Annotated in this window: 16 protein-coding genes and 2 pseudogenes; 8 read left to right on the top strand and 10 right to left on the bottom strand. The window is 75.6% G+C overall.

Annotation, left to right across the window (positions count from 1 at the left end; translation table 11 throughout):
• Positions 1-5 precede the first annotated feature (5 nt).
• Genes IE321_RS27670 through IE321_RS27660 form a run of 3 tightly spaced genes read left to right on the top strand, consistent with a single transcriptional unit; the run spans position 6 to position 2,192 of the window.
• The gene (locus tag IE321_RS27670; protein WP_043228492.1) at positions 6-701 is read left to right on the top strand and encodes a response regulator transcription factor; all 696 of its coding nucleotides are present in this window, start codon (positions 6-8) and stop codon (positions 699-701) included.
• Positions 694-1,776, top strand: coding sequence for a sensor histidine kinase (locus tag IE321_RS27665; RefSeq protein ID WP_043228494.1), 1,083 nt, complete (start codon positions 694-696; stop codon positions 1,774-1,776). The genes IE321_RS27670 and IE321_RS27665 overlap by 8 nt, the downstream gene beginning before the upstream one ends.
• Positions 1,777-1,826: 50 nt before the next feature.
• On the top strand, positions 1,827-2,192 hold the full coding sequence (locus IE321_RS27660; RefSeq protein ID WP_190224941.1) for an iron chaperone: 366 nt from the start codon (positions 1,827-1,829) through the stop codon (positions 2,190-2,192).
• Positions 2,193-2,211: 19 nt separating this feature from the next.
• Here IE321_RS27660 and IE321_RS27655 read toward each other — a convergent pair whose 3' ends face one another.
• Positions 2,212-3,417, bottom strand: a complete 1,206-nt coding sequence (locus IE321_RS27655; protein WP_190224940.1) for an NADH:flavin oxidoreductase — start codon at positions 3,415-3,417, stop codon at positions 2,212-2,214.
• A gap of 81 nt (positions 3,418-3,498) precedes the next feature.
• Between IE321_RS27655 and IE321_RS27650 the strand changes: the two genes are divergently transcribed.
• The gene (locus tag IE321_RS27650; protein ID WP_190224939.1) at positions 3,499-4,479 is read left to right on the top strand and encodes a DUF2804 domain-containing protein; all 981 of its coding nucleotides are present in this window, start codon (positions 3,499-3,501) and stop codon (positions 4,477-4,479) included.
• A 16-nt stretch (positions 4,480-4,495) separates the two neighbouring features.
• On the opposite strand, the gene IE321_RS27645 is transcribed toward IE321_RS27650, so the two are convergent.
• Together IE321_RS27645 and IE321_RS27640 are read right to left on the bottom strand one after the other, a co-directional pair.
• Positions 4,496-5,971 carry a chlorohydrolase family protein gene (locus tag IE321_RS27645; protein ID WP_190224938.1) on the bottom strand — a complete coding sequence of 492 codons (1,476 nt, stop codon included), beginning with the start codon at positions 5,969-5,971 and terminating at the stop codon, positions 4,496-4,498.
• A 73-nt stretch (positions 5,972-6,044) separates the two neighbouring features.
• On the bottom strand, positions 6,045-6,413 hold the full coding sequence (locus IE321_RS27640; protein ID WP_043228503.1) for a hypothetical protein: 369 nt from the start codon (positions 6,411-6,413) through the stop codon (positions 6,045-6,047).
• A 91-nt stretch (positions 6,414-6,504) separates the two neighbouring features.
• Between IE321_RS27640 and IE321_RS27635 the strand changes: the two genes are divergently transcribed.
• The gene (locus tag IE321_RS27635) at positions 6,505-7,329 is read left to right on the top strand and encodes an SDR family oxidoreductase (protein ID WP_190224937.1); all 825 of its coding nucleotides are present in this window, start codon (positions 6,505-6,507) and stop codon (positions 7,327-7,329) included.
• Positions 7,330-7,363: 34 nt separating this feature from the next.
• Positions 7,364-7,759, top strand: a complete 396-nt coding sequence (locus tag IE321_RS27630; protein WP_190224936.1) for a GNAT family N-acetyltransferase — start codon at positions 7,364-7,366, stop codon at positions 7,757-7,759.
• A gap of 25 nt (positions 7,760-7,784) precedes the next feature.
• Here the strand turns inward: IE321_RS27630 and IE321_RS27625 are convergent, their stop codons facing one another.
• From IE321_RS27625 to IE321_RS27610, 4 genes are all read right to left on the bottom strand, one after another.
• The gene (locus IE321_RS27625) at positions 7,785-8,288 is read right to left on the bottom strand and encodes a DinB family protein (protein WP_190224935.1); all 504 of its coding nucleotides are present in this window, start codon (positions 8,286-8,288) and stop codon (positions 7,785-7,787) included.
• 606 nt (positions 8,289-8,894) lie between these two features.
• Complete coding sequence (locus tag IE321_RS27620) at positions 8,895-9,707, bottom strand: hypothetical protein (RefSeq protein ID WP_190224934.1); 813 nt, start codon at positions 9,705-9,707, stop codon at positions 8,895-8,897.
• A 464-nt stretch (positions 9,708-10,171) separates the two neighbouring features.
• On the bottom strand, positions 10,172-10,675 hold the full coding sequence (locus IE321_RS27615; RefSeq protein WP_226652942.1) for an allene oxide cyclase barrel-like domain-containing protein: 504 nt from the start codon (positions 10,673-10,675) through the stop codon (positions 10,172-10,174).
• Positions 10,672-11,130 (bottom strand): YybH family protein, encoded by a 459-nt coding sequence (locus tag IE321_RS27610; protein WP_190224933.1) that lies wholly within the window; start codon positions 11,128-11,130, stop codon positions 10,672-10,674. The genes IE321_RS27615 and IE321_RS27610 overlap by 4 nt, the downstream gene beginning before the upstream one ends.
• Positions 11,131-11,309: 179 nt before the next feature.
• Here IE321_RS27610 and sigJ point away from each other — a divergent pair, with 179 nt between their 5' ends.
• The gene (gene sigJ / locus IE321_RS27605; protein WP_190224932.1) at positions 11,310-12,206 is read left to right on the top strand and encodes an RNA polymerase sigma factor SigJ; all 897 of its coding nucleotides are present in this window, start codon (positions 11,310-11,312) and stop codon (positions 12,204-12,206) included.
• A 109-nt stretch (positions 12,207-12,315) separates the two neighbouring features.
• Here the strand turns inward: sigJ and IE321_RS27600 are convergent, their stop codons facing one another.
• The 3 genes and pseudogenes from IE321_RS27600 to IE321_RS27595 all read right to left on the bottom strand — a co-directional run bounded on the left by IE321_RS27600 (position 12,316) and on the right by IE321_RS27595 (position 14,278).
• The gene (locus IE321_RS27600) at positions 12,316-12,861 is read right to left on the bottom strand and encodes a GNAT family N-acetyltransferase (RefSeq protein ID WP_190224931.1); all 546 of its coding nucleotides are present in this window, start codon (positions 12,859-12,861) and stop codon (positions 12,316-12,318) included.
• Between the two features lie 292 nt (positions 12,862-13,153).
• Positions 13,154-13,351: pseudogene (locus tag IE321_RS43240) on the bottom strand (hypothetical protein); the annotation flags it as partial.
• Between the two features lie 114 nt (positions 13,352-13,465).
• Positions 13,466-14,278, bottom strand: coding sequence for an isocitrate lyase/PEP mutase family protein (locus IE321_RS27595; protein ID WP_190224930.1), 813 nt, complete (start codon positions 14,276-14,278; stop codon positions 13,466-13,468).
• Between the two features lie 121 nt (positions 14,279-14,399).
• Between IE321_RS27595 and IE321_RS27590 the strand changes: the two are divergent.
• Positions 14,400-16,894 (top strand): annotated as a pseudogene (locus IE321_RS27590) (hypothetical protein); the annotation flags it as partial.

Below are 16,894 nucleotides of genomic sequence, written 5' to 3'. Positions count from 1 at the left end.
CGGGCATGCGCGTACTGATCGTGGAGGACGAGCCGTACCTGGCGGAGGCGGTCCGGGACGGCCTGCGGCTGGAGGCGATCGCCGCCGACGTCGCGGGGGACGGGGACACCGCCCTGGAGCTGCTCCGGCTCCACTCGTACGACCTCGCGGTCCTCGACCGCGACATCCCCGGCCCGTCCGGCGACGAGGTCGCCCGCCGCATCGTGGCCTCCGGCAGCGGCATCCCGATCCTGATGCTGACCGCCGCCGACCGGATCGACGACAAGGAGTCCGGGTTCGCCCTGGGCGCCGACGACTACCTCACCAAGCCGTTCGAGCTGCGGGAGCTGGTGATGCGGCTGCGGGCGCTCGACCGCCGGCGCGGGCACGCCCGGCCCCCGGTGCGCGAGCTCGCCGGGCTGCGCGTCGACCCGTTCCGCCGGGAGGTCTTCCGCGACGGGCGGTACGTGGCGCTCACCCGCAAGCAGTTCGCCGTGCTCGACGTCCTCGTCGCCGCGGAGGGCGGCGTCGTCGGCACCGAGGAGCTGCTGGCGCGGGCCTGGGACGAGAACGCCGACCCGTTCACCAACGCCGTGCGCATCACCGTCTCCGCCCTGCGCAAACGGCTCGGCGAACCCTGGGTCATCGCGACGGTCCCCGGCGTCGGCTACCGCATCGACACCGGGCCCGGCGGGACGAGCGGCGGCCGTCCGCATGCCTAGACGCCCGGGGCTCAGCGTCCGGCTGAGGCTGACCCTCAGCTACGCGGGGTTCCTCGCCGTCGCCGGAGCGCTGCTGCTGGCCGTGGTGTGGGGGTACCTGCTCCGCTATGTGCCCGACAATCCGCAGGGGCTGCTCGGGATCTCGCCCAACCGCTGGCTGCTGGTGCGCACCTTCTTCCCCGCGGCGGCCGTGGCGATGGCCTTCCTGCTGGTGTTCGGACTGGTCGGGGGATGGTTCCTGGCCGGCCGGATGCTCGCTCCGCTCGACCGGATCACGGCGGCGGCCAGGACGGCCGGGAGCGGCTCGCTCTCGCACCGGATCCGGCTGGAGGGGCGCCGCGACGAGTTCCGCGAGCTCGCCGACGCCTTCGACACCATGCTCGGGCGGCTGGAGTCGCACGTCGCCGAGGAGCGGCGGTTCGCCGCGAACGCCTCGCACGAGCTGCGCACCCCGCTGGCGATCTCGCAGACGCTGCTCGACGTGGCCCGTGAGGACCCGACGCGGGACCGGGACCAGCTCATCGAGCGGCTCCAGGTCGTCAACCGGCGCGCGATCGACCTCACGGAGGCGCTGCTGCTGCTCAGCCGGAGCGACCGGGGGACCTTCGCGCGGGAGGGCGTCGACCTGTCCCTCGTCGCCGAGGAGGCCGCCGAGACGCTGCTCCCCCTCGCCGAGCGGCGGGGGATCGCGCTGGACGTGACGGGCGGTGCGGCGCGGGTCGGCGGGTCGGCGGAGCTGCTGCTGCGGATGATGACCAACCTCGTCCAGAACGCCGTCGTCCACAACCTGCCGACGGGCGGCACGGTGACGGTCCACACCGAGGAGCGGGACGGCGTCGGCGTGGTGCGGGTGGAGAACACCGGCCCGGTGCTCGCGCCGGAGCTGGTGCCGACGCTGACCGAGCCGTTCCAGCGGGGCACGGAGCGGGCCCGTACCGACGAGCACGCGGGGGCCGGCCTCGGTCTCGCCCTCGTGCACAGCGTCGTCCGCGCGCACGCCGGGACCCTGGACCTCGCCGCCCGTCCGGCGGGCGGCCTGCTCGTCACGGTCACGCTTCCCACCGACACGCGCTAGCCGCGCCGCCGTCCTGGACCGTCGTCGGCCGGTCCGCGTAGCCTCGCGGCATGGTGCGGAGCGAGGCGAGCGACGTCCCCGGCTACCTGGCCGGGGTTCCCGAGGGGCGCAGGGCCGTGCTGACCGAGGTGCGGGAGCTGTGCCGGGCGGAGCTGCCCGGCTTCGAGGAGGTCATGGCGTACGGGATGCCGGCGTACGCGCGGGACGGCGTCTGCGAGATCGCGTTCGCGAGCCAGAAGCAGTACATCTCCTTCTACCTCATGCGCGGCGATGTCCGCGAGGCGTTCGAGGAGCGGCTGGCCGGCCGGGACATGGGCAAGGGCTGTCTGCGGTTCCGGCGGCCGGAGCAGGTCGACCTCGACCTGCTGCGCGACCTGCTCAGGGCCACCGCCGCCCGGCCGGGGACGGCCTGCTGAGACCGGTGCCGGCCGGCGGTCAGGCGGGGTCGACGAGCGGGCAGTGGGTGCCCGTGTAGATGGTGGGCATGCAGCGGTTGCAGTGGACGCAGAGCGAGCGGGTGTCCGGGGCGTCGGTCAGGCGGCGCACCAGGTCGGGTTCGCGGAGCAGGGCACGGGCCATGGCGACGAAGGCGAAGCCCTCGGCCATCGCGCGGTCCATCCCCTCCCGGTCGGTGACGCCGCCGAGGAGGATCAGCGGCAGCGTGAGGGCGTCGCGGAACCGCCGGGCTTCGTCCAGCAGGTAGAGCGGCTCGTACGGGTAGGCCCGGAGGAACGAGCGGCCGACCGTCCGCAGGCCCAGCCGCTGCGGCAGCGGGAACCGGGCGGCGAACTCCTTGAGCGGGGCGTCGCCCCGGAACAGGTACATGGGGTTGAGCAGGGAGCTGCCGGCGGTCAGCGCGAGGGCGTCGACGGAGCCGTCCTCCTGGAGCCAGTGCGCCACCTGGAGGCTGTCGGCCGGGGAGAGGCCGCCGCGCACCCCGTCGGTCATGTTCAGCTTCGCGGTGATCGCGATCCGGTCGCCGACCTCGTCCCGGACGGCGCGGGCCAGGTCCAGGGCGAGGCGCGCGCGGTTGCGCAGGGAGCCGCCGTAGGTGTCGGTCCGGCGGTTGAGGCGGGGGCTGAGGAAGGCGCTGGCCAGGTAGTTGTGGCCGAGGTGCAGCTCCACGGCGTCCGCCCGCGCCTCCACGGCCAGGCGGGCGGCGGTGGCGTGGGCCCGGACCACCCGGTCGAGGTCCTCGGCCGTGGCGGCCCGGTCGCGGCGCAGGCTGACCGGGTTGAAGCCGCCCGTCGGCGACAGCGAGGGCAGCCGGTTCGATCGGGCGTCGGCGACCGGGCCCGCGTGTCCGAGCTGGAGGGAGACCGCGGCGCCGGTCTCGTGGACGGCGTCGGTGAGCCGGCGCAGCCCGGGCAGTGCCTCGGGCCGCATCCACACCTGGGCGCGCTGGGTGCGGCCTTCGGGGGCGACGGCGCAGTACGCGACCGTGGTCATGGCCACTCCGCCGGCGGCGGGGCGGCGGTGGTACTCGATGAGCGCGTCGGTGACGACGGCCTCGGGGGTGACCCCCTCGAACGTCGCCGCCTTGATGACCCTGTTGCGCAGCCGTACGGGTCCCAGCCGGGCCGGGGCGAGCACGTCGGGTGTCGGACCGGAGGGGCGCGGGGCCCGGTGGTCTGCGGTCATGCGCGGAGCATCGCACAGAACTGACGAAGTGTCAGCAGACGGTGGGCTGCCGTTCCCGGGACGCGGACCTATCCTGCGCGGATGACACACGAGCCGGAGCTGACCTCCCCCGTCGACCTGTGCCTGCCCGACGGCAGCCTGAACCCGGCGGCCGTCGGGTGGACCCGGCGCCCCCTGCACTCCGCCGCCCTGCGCGGCTGGGGCCGGGCCAAGCGCTGGGAGTACTGGGGCCTCGTCACCCCGGACCACGTCGTCGGCGTCGTCGCGTCCTCCCTCGACTACGCGGGCGTGCACGGCCTCTACGTGCTGGAGCGGGCGACCGGGCGCGAGACCACCGCCGACGCCGTGGTCCCGATGGCCCGCGGCACCCGCTTCCCCGCGCGCAGCGGCGAGGGCGAGATCGCGGTCCGCACCGCCGGGCTGACGATCCGGATCCGGCAGGGCCCGGACGGCGACACGGTCCACGCGGCGGCGGACGGCGTACGGCTCGACGTCGAGGTGCCGCGCCCGCCCGGCCACGAGTCGCTGGGCGTCGTCGTGCCGTGGAGCCGCCGCCGGTTCCAGTACACGGTCAAGGACGTCGGCCGCCCCGTCCGCGGCACGCTGGAACTGCGCGGCGAGACCCACGGGGTGGGGGGCCCGGAGGCGTTCGCCGTGCTGGACCACGGCCGCGGCAAGTGGCCGTACGCGGTCACCTGGAACTGGGCAGCCGGCGCGGCGCCCGGGCGGGCCGTCCAGCTGGGCGGGAAGTGGACCGACGGGACCGGGCTCACGGAGAACGCCCTGGTCCTCGACGGCCGGCTCCACAAGATCGGCGAGGAGCTGCGCTGGAGCTACGACCGGTCCGACTGGCTGCGGCCGTGGCACATCGCCGGGGAGCGGGTGGACGCGCGCTTCCACCCGTTCCACGAGAGGGTCGCCCGGACGAACCTCGGCCTGGTGGCGAGCGAGACCCACCAGTGCTTCGGCCGGTTCACCGGCCGTGCCCTCGCCGACGACGGCACGGAGGTGAGCCTGGACGGCCTGACCGGCTGGGCCGAGGAGGCGCGCAACCGCTGGTGACCCCGGGCGGCCGTCCTCAGTCCGTCCCGGCCGGACGGGCGGGGAAGGAGCCGGGGAAGAGTGCCTCGGTGGTGCGGTGGAGGTAGTCCCGGTCGGCGTAGGCGGCCTTCATCCGGTCGAAGAGGCGCTGGGCGCGGGCGCGCCAGGCCGTCTCGTCGACGCCGGGGATCCTTCCCGCCCGCAGGACGGTGCGGCCGTTGACGACGACGGTGTCGACGTCGGCGCCCGAGGTGTTCATCAGCAGGGTGCGGACCGGGTCGTCCACCGGGCCCGTGCGCGGGCCGTCGAGGCGGACCACGACCAGGTCCGCGAGGGCGCCGGGGGCGAGTCTGCCCAGGTCCGTGCGGCCCAGTGCCCTGGCCCCGCCGAGGGTGGCGGCGCGGTAGTAGTCGGCGGCGGATCCCGCCTCCGGTCGGCCGGTGGTGAGCTTGGACAGGTTGGTGCCGTAGTCCATGCCGCGGATCATGTCCGGCGGGAAGGAGTCGGTGCCCATCGCGATGTTCACGCCCGCCGCGCGGTAGCGGTCGAAGTCCTCCAGGGCCGCGCCGTAACGGACCATCGTGTACGGGCAGTGGACGATGCCGGCGACGGTGGCCAGGTCGTCGAGCTCACCCGCGTACGGGGTGTCCACCTCGCTGTGACCGCCGATGTAGATCGCGTGCGGGATGAGCAGGCGCGGGCCGAGCAGGCCCGTCTCCTTGAGCAGGCCGAGCGGGGTGGTGCCGTGGCGGTCGGCCAGCCGCCGCAGCTCGCCCGTGCCCTGGAGGCAGTGGAGCCGCACCAGGCAGTCCAGCTCCTCCGCCGCGTCCGCCGTGGCCCGCATCAGCTCAGGGGTCAGGGTCTCGATCCGGCAGGGCAGCAGCGCGCCGCGGACGAGGTCGCCGTGCGCGCCGTCGAAGTCGCGGACGAAGCGGATCGCGTCCGCCAGACCCCGCTCGCCCCGCTCGGGGCGCCAGTGGACGGCGGCGGTGCCGTCGGGGGTGACGACGGGGACGCCGCTGCGGTAGCTCGGGCCCAGGTACATGCGCAGGCCGAAGCGGGCGGCGGCGTCGGCCACCCGGGCGAGGTCGTCGTACGTCTCCGCCCAGTCCGAGTGCGTCTCGGCGGCGATGGGCATCGCGGTGGTGATGCCGTGGCGGATCAGCTGGGTGAGGGCGTACTCGCGGACGAAGGCCCGGTCGTCGGCGTCGAAGACCGCCGTCGGGCCGTTCAGGGCGTACTCCTCCGACCAGTCCAGGCCCCGGCCGTCCGCGTGCCAGGTGTCGAGGAGCGCGTGGTCGATGTCGGCGAGCGCGTCCAGGTCCACGAAGCCGGGGCCCACGAGCGCCGCTCCCGCGTCGACGACCGCGTCACAGGCGGCGGGGTCGTATCCGTGGCCCACGTGCACGATCCGGGTGTCCTCGTAGACGACCTGTCCGTCGCGGATCAGGACGTGGTCGTCGGCCTCGGGGTCGTAGCCGATCACATGGCTCGCGGTGACGAGGGTTCTCATCCGGGTGCTCCGATGGGTGCGGGGGTGGTGGTCGGGCGCGGGCCCGGTGCGTCCGCCGCGCCCGGGGTGGAGGTCAGGGGCGGTGGCCGGCCCGCAGCCAGGCGCGCGCGGCGGCGAGGTCCACCTCGATGTCGTCGCTCCACGAGCAGACCTCCAGCCACGACAGGTAGCCGTCCTCCGTGAAGACGAGGACCTTGCCCGGGCACTCGCCGGTCTCCGTGGTCAGCACGGCCTCCGCCGCCACGAACCGGCCGGCGCCGACCGGAGCCGGCTCCACCGAGCGGGTGTCGAGCGCGAGGTCCGCGGTGCCGCACCCGCACCCGCACCGCCCCGTCACCCGCAGGTGCGGCACCTGCGCACGGAGCGCCGCGTGCACGGGATCGTCCTGGTCCAGGACCAGCGCGAGCACCTCGGACACGTCGGCGGGCAGGCGTTCGATCATGAGGTCACGGTAGCGGGCCGGACGCCCGGTCCCGGACGGCAGGCATCCGTCACGGGCCGGACCGGCGCCACCTCCGCTACCGTGACCCGGCATGACGCTGCTCATCATCGGGGCCACCGGCTTCCTCGGCACGGAGCTGGTGCGTCAGGCCCGCGGGGCCGGCCGTGCCGCGGCCGCCACCTTCCACGCCCGCCCCGGCCACGCCTCCGGTGTCCCCTGGCACCACCTGGACCTCCGCGACCCGCACGCCCTCGACGCGGTCCTGGACGCGGTACGGCCCGACACCGTGATCAACGCGTCCAGCGGCGACGCCGACTGGGCGGTCACCGCCGACGGCGCCGTGCGCCTGGCCCGGGTCACCGCGGAGCGCGGGATCCGGCTGCTGCACGTCTCCAGCGACGCGGTGTTCTCCGGGAGCCGCGTCCACTACGACGAGACGGCGCTCCCGGACCCGGTGACGCCGTACGGCGCCGCGAAGGCGGCCGGCGAGACGGCCGTACGCCTCCTGCACCCCGACGCGGTCGTGGCCCGCACCTCGCTCATCATCGGCGACGGCGGCTCCGCACACGAACGCGTCGTCCACGAACTGGCCGCCGGCAGACGGCGGGGCGGCCTCTTCACCGACGACGTCCGCTGCCCCGTCCACGTCACCGACCTCGCGGCCGCCCTCGTCGAACTCGCGCCGTCCCGCCTCACCGGCGTCGTCCACCTGGCCGGCCCCGACGCGCTCAGCCGCCACGACCTCGGCGTCCTCATCGCCCGGCGCGACGGCCTCGCCCCGTCCCTCCTGCCCGCCACCACCCGAGCCGAGGCGGACGTCCCCGGCCCCCTCGACGTCCGCCTCGTCGGCACCGCGACGCAGGGCCGGCTCGCCACCCGCCTGCGCGGAGCCCGTGAGTTCCTGAGAAACCCCTGAGACGCTCCGGACGCGGACGCCTACGATGCCGGGCATGACGATCACGTACGAGTGGCGCGGGAGCCTCGACAACGCGGAGCTCGACCGCCTGCACGCCGAGGGGTTCGGCCACCCGGTGGGGCGGACCGACTGGCGCGGACGGCTGGAGCGGCACAGCCTCGGCTGGGTGTGCGCGCACGAGGACGGCCGACTGGTCGGCTTCGTCAACGTCGCCTGGGACGGCGGCGTCCACGCCTTCCTCCTCGACACCGTGGTGGCGGCGCGGCACCGGTCGGCCGGCGTGGGCACCGCTCTCGTCGCCACCGCGGCCGAGCACGCGCGGGCGGCGGGCTGCGCGTGGCTGCACGTCGACTTCGAGGAGCACCTCCGCCCGTTCTACCTCGACGGCTGCGGCTTCAAGGAGACGGCGGCCGGGCTGCTCGCGCTGTGAGCCCGGCCGCCGCCGGCGGCGGCTCCTAGCCCGTCGAACCGTCGAGCAGTTCGCGGAGGATGTCCAGGTGGCCGTTGTGCCGGGCCGTCTCCTCGGTCAGGTGGAGGAGGATCCAGCGCAGGTCCACGTGGAGGCCGGAGCGGACGGGGCGCTCGGCCCGGGCGTCCAGGCCGTGGGCGGCGACCAGTTCGCGGTGGCGGGCGCTCTGCTCGGCGTACGCGTCGAGCAGCTCGCGGAGCGGGAAGTCGACCGCGACGCGCATCTCGCGGTCGGGGTCCTCCTCCGTCCACGGGCCCTGGTCCTCCTCGCCGAGGAACACGACCCGGAACCAGTAGTACTCCACCCAGCGCAGATGGTTGATCAGTCCGCTCATGGTCATCAGCGGCGAGCCCGGGAGCAGCGCGGTGCGCGCGTGCTCCTCGGAGACGCCGTCGCACTTGGCGCGGGCCGTGTCCCGCGCGTAGTCGAGGAAGGTGGTGAGCTGCGTGCGCTCGTCCCACGCGGGCGGTGTGTCGTCGATTCTCGTCATCGCGCGAAGCCTCCCCGATCCCCACCGCGCCTGTCGACGCGTTTTCCTCAGCCGTCGTCCCGGAGGTCGTACAGGTAGGAGCGGTCGTCCTTGAAGCTGCGCCAGACCGTGGCCGGGGGACGCGGGCGTCGGCCGGCGCGTCCAGGGGGTGGGCGGTGACGCGGCCGTCGCCGATCGCGCAGTGCCAGCCCTCCGTCGGGGACCAGAGGCACCAGACCTCGCCGTCCGCGCGGCGGTAGGCGGGTCGGCCGTTGCGCTCCCCCGCGCGTGCGAAGCGGTGCCGGAGGCCGTCGAGGTGACGCACGAAGGTGAGCGCGGCGGGAGCGGGGGCGGGGACCGGTGTCGGTGCCGAGGCCGAGGGGGAAGGGATGTCCGTCATGGCTCCGGACTGTAGGCCGGCCGGGGAACCGGGCGGGGCCGGGGCGTCAGGCCGGGGCGCCGTCGGCGAGGAGGGTCCGGCCGTTGACCCGGCGGGCGGGCCCGCGAGGAAGGCCACCGTCCCGGCGATGTCCTCCGGCCGGCCCGGACGCTCCAGGGGTGCGGTGTCGGACCGGCGATCGACGGCGTGGACGTCGTCACGTGCCGAGGCCACAGGGGCCGGCTCCGTCAACAGGCGCCGAAGGACCAGAAGACGCCCACCTCGTCGGCGCCGACCGCGATCACGCCCAGGTCCTCGAAGAGGTCGAGGCCGTTGACGTACTCCCCCGTGACGAAACCGTGCGACCGGGTGCCCGCGAGGCCCGCTCCGACGAAGTCCGGGGACGCGGCGCCGACGGCACCGGCAGCGGTGGCGTTGGTCCAGTACCGCGCGTCGGGTCCGTACCGGTCGAGCAGGGTCCGTGCGTCCGCCAGGATGCGGTCGAGGTCGGGACGCGTCCGCACCGGCGCGGGCTCCGCCTGCCATTCCTCGGCCATCACGGCGAGCGCCCCGACCGCCGCGTCCACGCCGAGCGGGTGGAGGCGGTCGGGGAAGCCGGACGCGGGCGGCGGGTCGAAGGGGTACGCGGGCCACGTGTCGCGGGCGTCGTTCACCCGGTCGCCGTCCAACCGGACCCAGCCCCGGGGGTCGTCCACCGCCCGGTGCATCACGGCACGGACGTCGTGCGCCCAGTCGGCGTGGCGGCGCGGTCCGGTCGCGACGAAGGTGTACGTGTCGTCCAGCAGCCGCAGCGCCGCCGCGTTCCACGGGCAGCGACGGGCACGGAACTCCCGCAGCAGGCCGCCCACTTCGCGGAGGAAGGTCTCCCGCGGCTCGCGCGGCAGCCGCCGGAGCCCGTCCAGGGCCCACCGGACGAGCTCCCCCTCGGCGTCCGACCCGCCCGGCACCGCATGGGCGCCCGGGGGCTCGGCACCGTCCCAGAGGGCCTCCAGGTACGCGTCCAGCCCGTCGAGGACGGCCTCGCCGTCGGGCGGGGTCATGCGAGCGCTGCCCGGAGCGGCACCGGAGGCCGTGCGGGACACCGGAGCCGGAGTCGTGCCCGCCGACGCACGCGGCCCTTCGCCTCGGGTTCGAAGGCGGCGTGCCGAGATCCCGTCATGCCGGGGAGACTACTTCGGGGCCCGAGGACACCGGGAATCGGTCCGCCCGTGAGCGCGCCTTGCCCCCCTCGGCATCGCACCGCACCGTGCCCCACGTCACCTCACGTCACCTCACGTCACCTCGCCTCACCTCACCTCACCTCACCTCACCGGCGGGGGCTCGCCGCGAACGCCGGGGACCGCCAGCGGACCGACGGAGGATCGGTGGAGGACCGACGGGAGATCGACGGGAGATCGGCGGAGGACCGGTGGAGGGGACGGCTCCGCGAGCGCGGCGCCCGGGGTGTCCCGTCGAACGGCCCTTCGTTGCCGATCGTCGGGGCACCCCGGGCAGCGCCGCGCCCTCAGCGCAGGATCTCCAGCCGTACCCGCTCGTCCGGCGTCGCGATGTCCTGGAAGCGGGCGACGCCCCGGGCGCCGGCGTACGCGCCCGTGCCGCCGGTGATCGCCATGTCGAGGGGGGACTCGCCCTTCGTCCAGAGCGACTGCATCGTCAGGGACCCCCGCGCGACCTCCATCGTGATCACGCACTGCGCCGTGACCGCCGCGCCCCGCACATGGATGACCTGGCAGGTTCCGCCCCCGCGCCCGACGTCCCGGCCGTCCTCGACGCCGGTGCCGGAGTAGACGTCCATGTCTCCCAGGCTCGGCCCAGCGGGGCCGTGATCGACCGAGGTGTACTGGTCGTTCCGGACCGTGAGTTCGAGAACCTCGACGCGCCCCCGCGCCGGAGGGCCGGCCTCCGCGCCGTCGGCGGCGAGGGCCCCGACCGCGACCGCGGCGAGCGAGGCGGCGGCCACCTTCCCGAGCCCCGAAGCGCGGAGGCCGGCCAGGTGGAGGCTCCTCACCGAGCCGCGCCGAACGAGAAGGGCTGGTCCTTGCCGGTCGGGAGCCAGACCGTCATGGTCGTCGGGTCGACCGGGATCGAGACGTGTTCGTGCGTGATCGACCACCTCCCGCCCGTCCTCCGGAGGCAGACGCTCTCCCGCACCCAGATCGACGCCTGGAGCCCGCCCTCGCGCTCCCCCGAGTCCAGGTGGAGCATGTGCGCGAACGCGGTGTCCCCGCCGGCCGCGAGGGTGACGTCGTGGGTCTCCAGGCTGATGGGTCCGGCGTATCCGTCGAACCAGCGCAGGAAGTTCCGCCGGATCTCGTCGGTCCCCGTGAACCGCAGCGGGGGGACCGCGTCGTAGTAGACGGCGTCGTCGGCGTAGAAGGACATGAGCCGGTCGATGTCCTTCGTCTGCTGGGCTTCGGCGCGGCGCGCCAGCAGCGCGCGTATCTCGGACTCGTGGGTGGTCATCGCGTACTCCTCCGGTCGTGTTCGGCTGACAGGAGGACGAGACGGCCCGCCGGAATGTGAGGCGCGCCGCCCGCCCGACCCGCACGCGGCGCCCGTCCGCGAGCACCACGCACGTCACATTCCGGGAAGCCGTCCCGTCATAAGGCTGAGGGAGAGCCGACCGAAGGAGCCGCGCGACCATGACGACCAGCCCCACCGCCGAACGCCGCAGGCTGATCAACCTCGCCTACCGGATGCTGGGTTCGTTCGCCGAGGCCGAGGACGTCGCCCAGGAGACGTACGCCCGCTGGTACGCGCTGTCGCCGCGCCAGCGGGAGGCGGTGGCATCCCCCGGCGGCTGGCTGACCAAGGTCGCGGGACGCATCTGTCTCGACGTGCTCCGCTCGGCGCGGGCGCGGCGGGAGCGATACGTGGGGGCGTGGATTCCCGAGCCGCTGCCCGCGCCCACCGAGTGGTCGGCCGGTGCGGGGGACGGCGACACGGGCGATCCGGCCGACCGCGTCACGCTCGACGAGTCGGTCGGCATGGCCTTCCTCGTCGTCCTGGACGCGATGACGCCGGCGGAGCGCGTGGCGTTCGTGCTGCACGACGTCTTCCGCTACTCGTTCGCCGAGGTGGCCGACATCGTCGGCCGCACCCCGGCGGCCTGCCGCCAACTGGCGGTCTCGGCCCGGCGCCGCGTCGACGCCTCGCGGCCCCCTTCGCCGTCGCCGTCGCCGTCCCAGCGGTCGCGTGTGGTGCAGGAGTTCAAGGAGGCGTGGGAGGCCAAGGACATCCACGCCCTCGTCGGGCTGCTCGACGCGGACGCCACCGCCGTCGGTGACGGTGGCGGTCTCGTCTCCGCCCTGACCCACCCGATCGAGGGCGCCGAGCAGGTCGCCCGCTTCTTCGCGGGCCGGATCGCGCCGGACCGGCTGACGCTGCGCACGTGCACGGTCAACGGCCAGCCCGGCCTGGCGGCCCACCGGGACGGTGCCGTCCTGTCGGTCTACGCGTTCGACATCGCGGACGGCAGGATCCGCCGGATCTGGGCAGTGCTCAACCCGGAGAAGCTCCGGTACTGGAAAAGCGGCTGACCCACCTCACCCCACCGTCCCGACCGCGACGGGACGGGGACGGGGATGGGGATGGGGATGGGGATGGGGGCGGGGACGGGGCCTCCCAGCCACACCCGTCCCGGCAGCGTCAGGAGGTGCGGGTCAGCTCCCAGGTCTGCAGCACGAAGGGACGGCCCTTCTCCTGGCCCTCGATGAGGGGCACGTCGAGCAGGGTGAAGCCCGCCCTCTCGGCCACGGCGACGCTGGCGGCGTTCTCGGCCTCCAGTTCCAGCACCGCCCGCTCCACCCCGAGCTCCTCGAAGGCGTACGCGGCCATGACCCGCACCGCGCGGACGGCCAGGCCCTGGCCGCGGTGGGCGGGGCCGACGGCGTAGCCGAGCTCCACACCGTCCGGGAGGCGCCGCAGCATCACCTCGCCGAGCGGCGCGCCGCCGTCGAGGGTGATCGCGAGCAGGATGGTGGTCCCCTCCGCCCGCAGCTTCCGGTCGCGCTCCAGCCGGGTGGCGGCGGCCTGCCGGTCGAAGGGCGAGGCGAGGGGCGTCCAGTACGCGACGTCGGGGTCGTCGAAGAGTGCCGGCATCGCGGACAGGTCCGACTCCGTCCAGTCGCGCAGGACGAGCCCTTCTCCCGTCAGCTCGATCCGAGCGGGGAACGGGGAGGTGGCGCTGCTCATGCTGGGGTTCCTTCCTGGCCTCTGGGACGAGGCAGCATAGCCGGGTGATCGTCGGTCGTTCCGATCATCGGAGCGTCGGGTCCGCATGCCGCACGGCCGTTCCGTCAGGCGCCGCCGCGCACGTGCCGGGGAAGCTTCCCCGACAGCTCGCGCGGCCACGGTCCGCGTACCGCCGCCGGCCGGGCCGGGGTGGCGTCGAACACCCCCGGGTCCACGTCGAAGTGACGGTCGGGGCGCGGGGTGGGCGGGTCGTCTCGCAGGACCCCGTCGGGCAGCCCGCCGGGGCGGGAAGGGCCGGCTCCTCGAACTGCGCCGCGTAGAGCCCGTGGCCGTACGCCTCCAGTGTCTGGGTCCGCACCCCCTCGTGCGTGCTCCGTGCCCGGTCATGGGCGCGCACCAGGCCGGCGGGGATCAGTCTCGCCAGCTCACCCGCGCTCTCGCCGAACGTCCTCTCGGCCCACCCCGGCCCCCGCCCCGATCCCGTCCCCACCCTCTGCCGCCCTTCCCCCGTCGGGCACGTGCGTGCCGAGTGACACGCCCAAGAACGGCGCCGTGCGGGGGTGGGCGGCGCAAGAGGGCGTCCGGTGTCCCGTGCGGGCGCGGGTCAACCGGAGCTGCCGAGGAGGTCGTTGAGGTGCGTGTAGTCGAGGTCCTGCCGGAGGGAGTCGTACGTTCCCGCGCCGTAGAGTTCGCGGGCGGCGCGTCGGGCCACGGCGTAGGCGGCCTGGGCGATGCCCGAGCCGAGGCTGACGCGGGCGACGCCGAGGGCGCCGAGCTCCTTCACGGACGGGGTGTTGGGGGCCGCCAGGACGTTGAGGGGGACCGTCAGGGCCTCTGCCAGGGTGGCGATGAGGCCGGGATCGGTGACGCCGGGGACGAAGATGCCGTCCGCTCCGGCGTCGACGTACGAACGGGCCCGCTCCAGCGTGTCCCGCAGCCGGGTGGCGGGGTCGCCCAGGGCCAGCAGGTAGGTGTCGACGCGGGCGTTGACGAAGAGGTCGGCGCCCGCCCGCTCGGCGGCGGCGCGGACGGCCTCCAGCCGGGCGGTCAGGGTGCTCGGCGGGCGGGTGCCGTCCTCGATGTTGACGCCCACGGCACCGGCCTCCAGGACCCGGGTGACGGTGTCCGCGACGGCGGCGGGGGTCTCGCCGTGGCCCCCCTCGATGTCGGCGCTCACCGGGACGGTGACCGCCGCCGCGATGCGGGCGACGGTGTCCAGCGCCAGGTCCCGGGAGATCCGGTCGCCGTCCGGGGCTCCGAGCGACCAGGCGACGCCCGCGCTGGTCGTGGCGATCGCGGGGGCGCCCGCGGCCTCCATGATCCGGGCGCCGGCGACGTCCCAGACGTTCGCGAGCGCGAGCGGACGCGCGGGAGTGTGGAGGGAGCGGAAGAGCGCGGCGTGGTGAGTGCTGGTCATGCCTTCAGCCAAGCAGCGGACGGCGGCGGCGTCCGGCAGGAATCCGACATCGACGTCGGCATGCGCGGCGGGGCTCTTTCTCGCTGGGCAGGAGCACGGCTCCCGGGGCACAATGCCCGCGATGATCACCACCGCCGCGCCGTTGCTCGCCGCCCTCGCGCCCCTCTCCCACTCCGCTCGGCTCAGGTTCACCGCCGTCACCGCCCACCGGCTCGCCGCCCGGGGCGATCTCCGCCCCCTGCTCGACGAATTGGACGCGCTCGGTCCGTACGAGCGGCGCCTCGCCGCCCTGGCGGCCCTCGCCGCCGGCGACACGGCGCACCTGCTGGCCCGGCTCGGCGACCTCGATCCGGTGGTCCGCCGGTACGCGCTCCGCGGCGCGCGGCGGCTCCCCGCTCCGGCCCCGACTCCGGGGCCCGCCGCTTCCGCGCCCCCGGCTCCGGCTCGGGCCCCGCGTCTCCCCGCCGGGCCCGACGCCTGCCCCGCTGTCGGTCCCGACGGCGGGCCCGACGTCGACGCGGGCGTCGAGGCCGCCTACCACGACGCCCCCGCCGTGGTCCGTGCCGACCTCGCCCGGTCGCTGCGCGACGGACGCCGGCCGGCGCTCGCGGAGCGGCTCGTGCGGCGGGTGCGCGTCGCGTACGGGGACCGGGACGCGGCGCTGCTGCTGCCGGGCTGTTCGCCGGAGTTCACGGCGCGGCTGCTGCCCGAACTCGCGGGCGCGTTGGAGCCCGAGGACTGGAGCACGCTGGCCCGGCGCCATCCGGGAGCGGTCCTCGACCACGCGGAGCGGGAACTCGCCGGGCTGACCGGGCGGGCGCGCGACGCCTGGTGGGCGCGGTACGCGCTCGGGCCCGCCGCCGCTCTGCCCGCCGCGCCGGAACGCGTCCTGGGTCTGCTGGAGGCGTACGGCCCCGACACCCTGCCCGGTCCGGTCCACGAGCGGCTGGGCGACCTGGTCGCGGTGGACGCCGAGCGCGTCGCGCGGTGGTTCACCCGGGCGGACCGGCACGCCGCGCGCTGGGAGCGCACTCCCGGGCCGGCGGTCCTCCGTCGGCTGGTCGCGGCGGACCCGCCGTCCCTGCCCGCGCTCGGAGCCCTGTGGTTCCATCGCGGCGCCTTCCCCACGCTGCTGCGCTGCGTGCCCCCGGAGCGTCGGGCCGCCTTCGTGGACGCCGTCGTCGCCGCGGGCGGGCCGCGCGGCAATGTCCGGGCCCACGAGGGGGTGCTCGCGCAGCTCCCGCCGGCCGAGCGGCACGCACGGGCGCGTGCCGCCGTCGCCGGGCTGAGGGACACGGGCCGTCCGGAGGAGGAGGTCCGGGACATGCTCGCCCTGCTGCCGCCGGCCGAGGCCCGCCCCGCTCTGCTCGCCGCCCTCGCGACGGGGGACGCCGACGAGCGGGGCACGGCCTGGGACCGGCTGATCACCAACGCCGGCCTCAGCCGTGATCCGCGGCAGGTCGCCACGCTCCTCGGACTGGCCTCCCGCCGTCTGGCCCACGAGCGCGACGGGGTCCGCGGGGACGTCCTCGACGCCCTCGACGGGCTCCCGACCCCGCTCCTGACCGCCGCGCTCGAAGCCGTCGGAGACGGGTCGGACGGAGACGGGCCGGCCGGAGACGGAGGCTCCGAGGACCGGGGCGCCGAGGTCGCCGGGGACCGGGCCGGTGAGGGCGGCGACGCCTCGGCGGCTCTGGAGCGGCTGTGTCTGGACGCCCTGGCAGCCCGGGACCGCTCCCCCATGACCCGGGACGCGGTCCGCACGCTGGCCGTGGCCCTGCTCTCCGACGCCGCGGGATCCGCGCGCCACGACCGCCCGGCCACACGTCTCGCCGCACGGCTCCTGGAAGCTCTGACCTCCCACACGGGAACGATTGAACTCGGCTGCCTGGAAAGGCTGTTGAACACCGATGGGATACGTGCCGCGGTCCGCGCGCTCGTCCCGTGGCTGGACCGGAGCGCCGCCCGTGGCGATGTCGCGCCGCTCCTCGCTCTGGTCGCGTCCTGCGGTCGCCGCTCGTACGCGGTGCCCGAGCTCCAGGACCGTCTCGAAGAGGCCCTGGACCACTGCCCGGACGGCGTGTTCGGCGACGTCGCCGCGGCCTGGCTCGCCGACCCCGCGAGCCGGGGCGGGCGCGTCGCCGCGCTCCTGGCGCGGGAGCCCTCGGCGGCCTTCCTGCCACCGGTGCTCGCGGTCCTCGCCGCCGAGCGCACCGACCGGCTGGGCCCGGCCCTGGCGGAGCACCCGCCCCTCGGCGGCCGGTTCCCGGCGGCGGGCGCGCCTCGCGCGCTGCCGCCCTTCCGCCACGCCGACCGGTGGCTGCCGTCGCAGCAGGCGGCGGCCGTCCGGCTGGCGGCGGAGGCCGTCGCCGATCCCGGCCGGGGCGTCGACGAGCGGGCCGCGCTCCTCCGTGCGGTGGCCCCGATACCGGTGCACGGCCGGGCGTTGCTGCTGCGGTACGCCGCGGCGGCGCCCGGCCCTGACGCGCCCCCGCGCGACGACGCGGGCACGTCCGTGCTCGCGGCGGCGGCCCTGGACGCGGCGGCCCACACGGACGATCCCGCCTCGGCCCTCGGCACGCTGCTGGCTCACGCGGGCGACGACCGGGCCGCGGC

It is taken from the genome of Streptomyces hydrogenans (assembly GCF_014656075.1).
GTDB classification, from domain to species: Bacteria; Actinomycetota; Actinomycetes; order Streptomycetales; family Streptomycetaceae; genus Streptomyces; species Streptomyces hydrogenans.
Note: the sequence above shows the minus strand (reverse complement) of the source record. Positions and strands in the feature narration are given on the sequence as shown.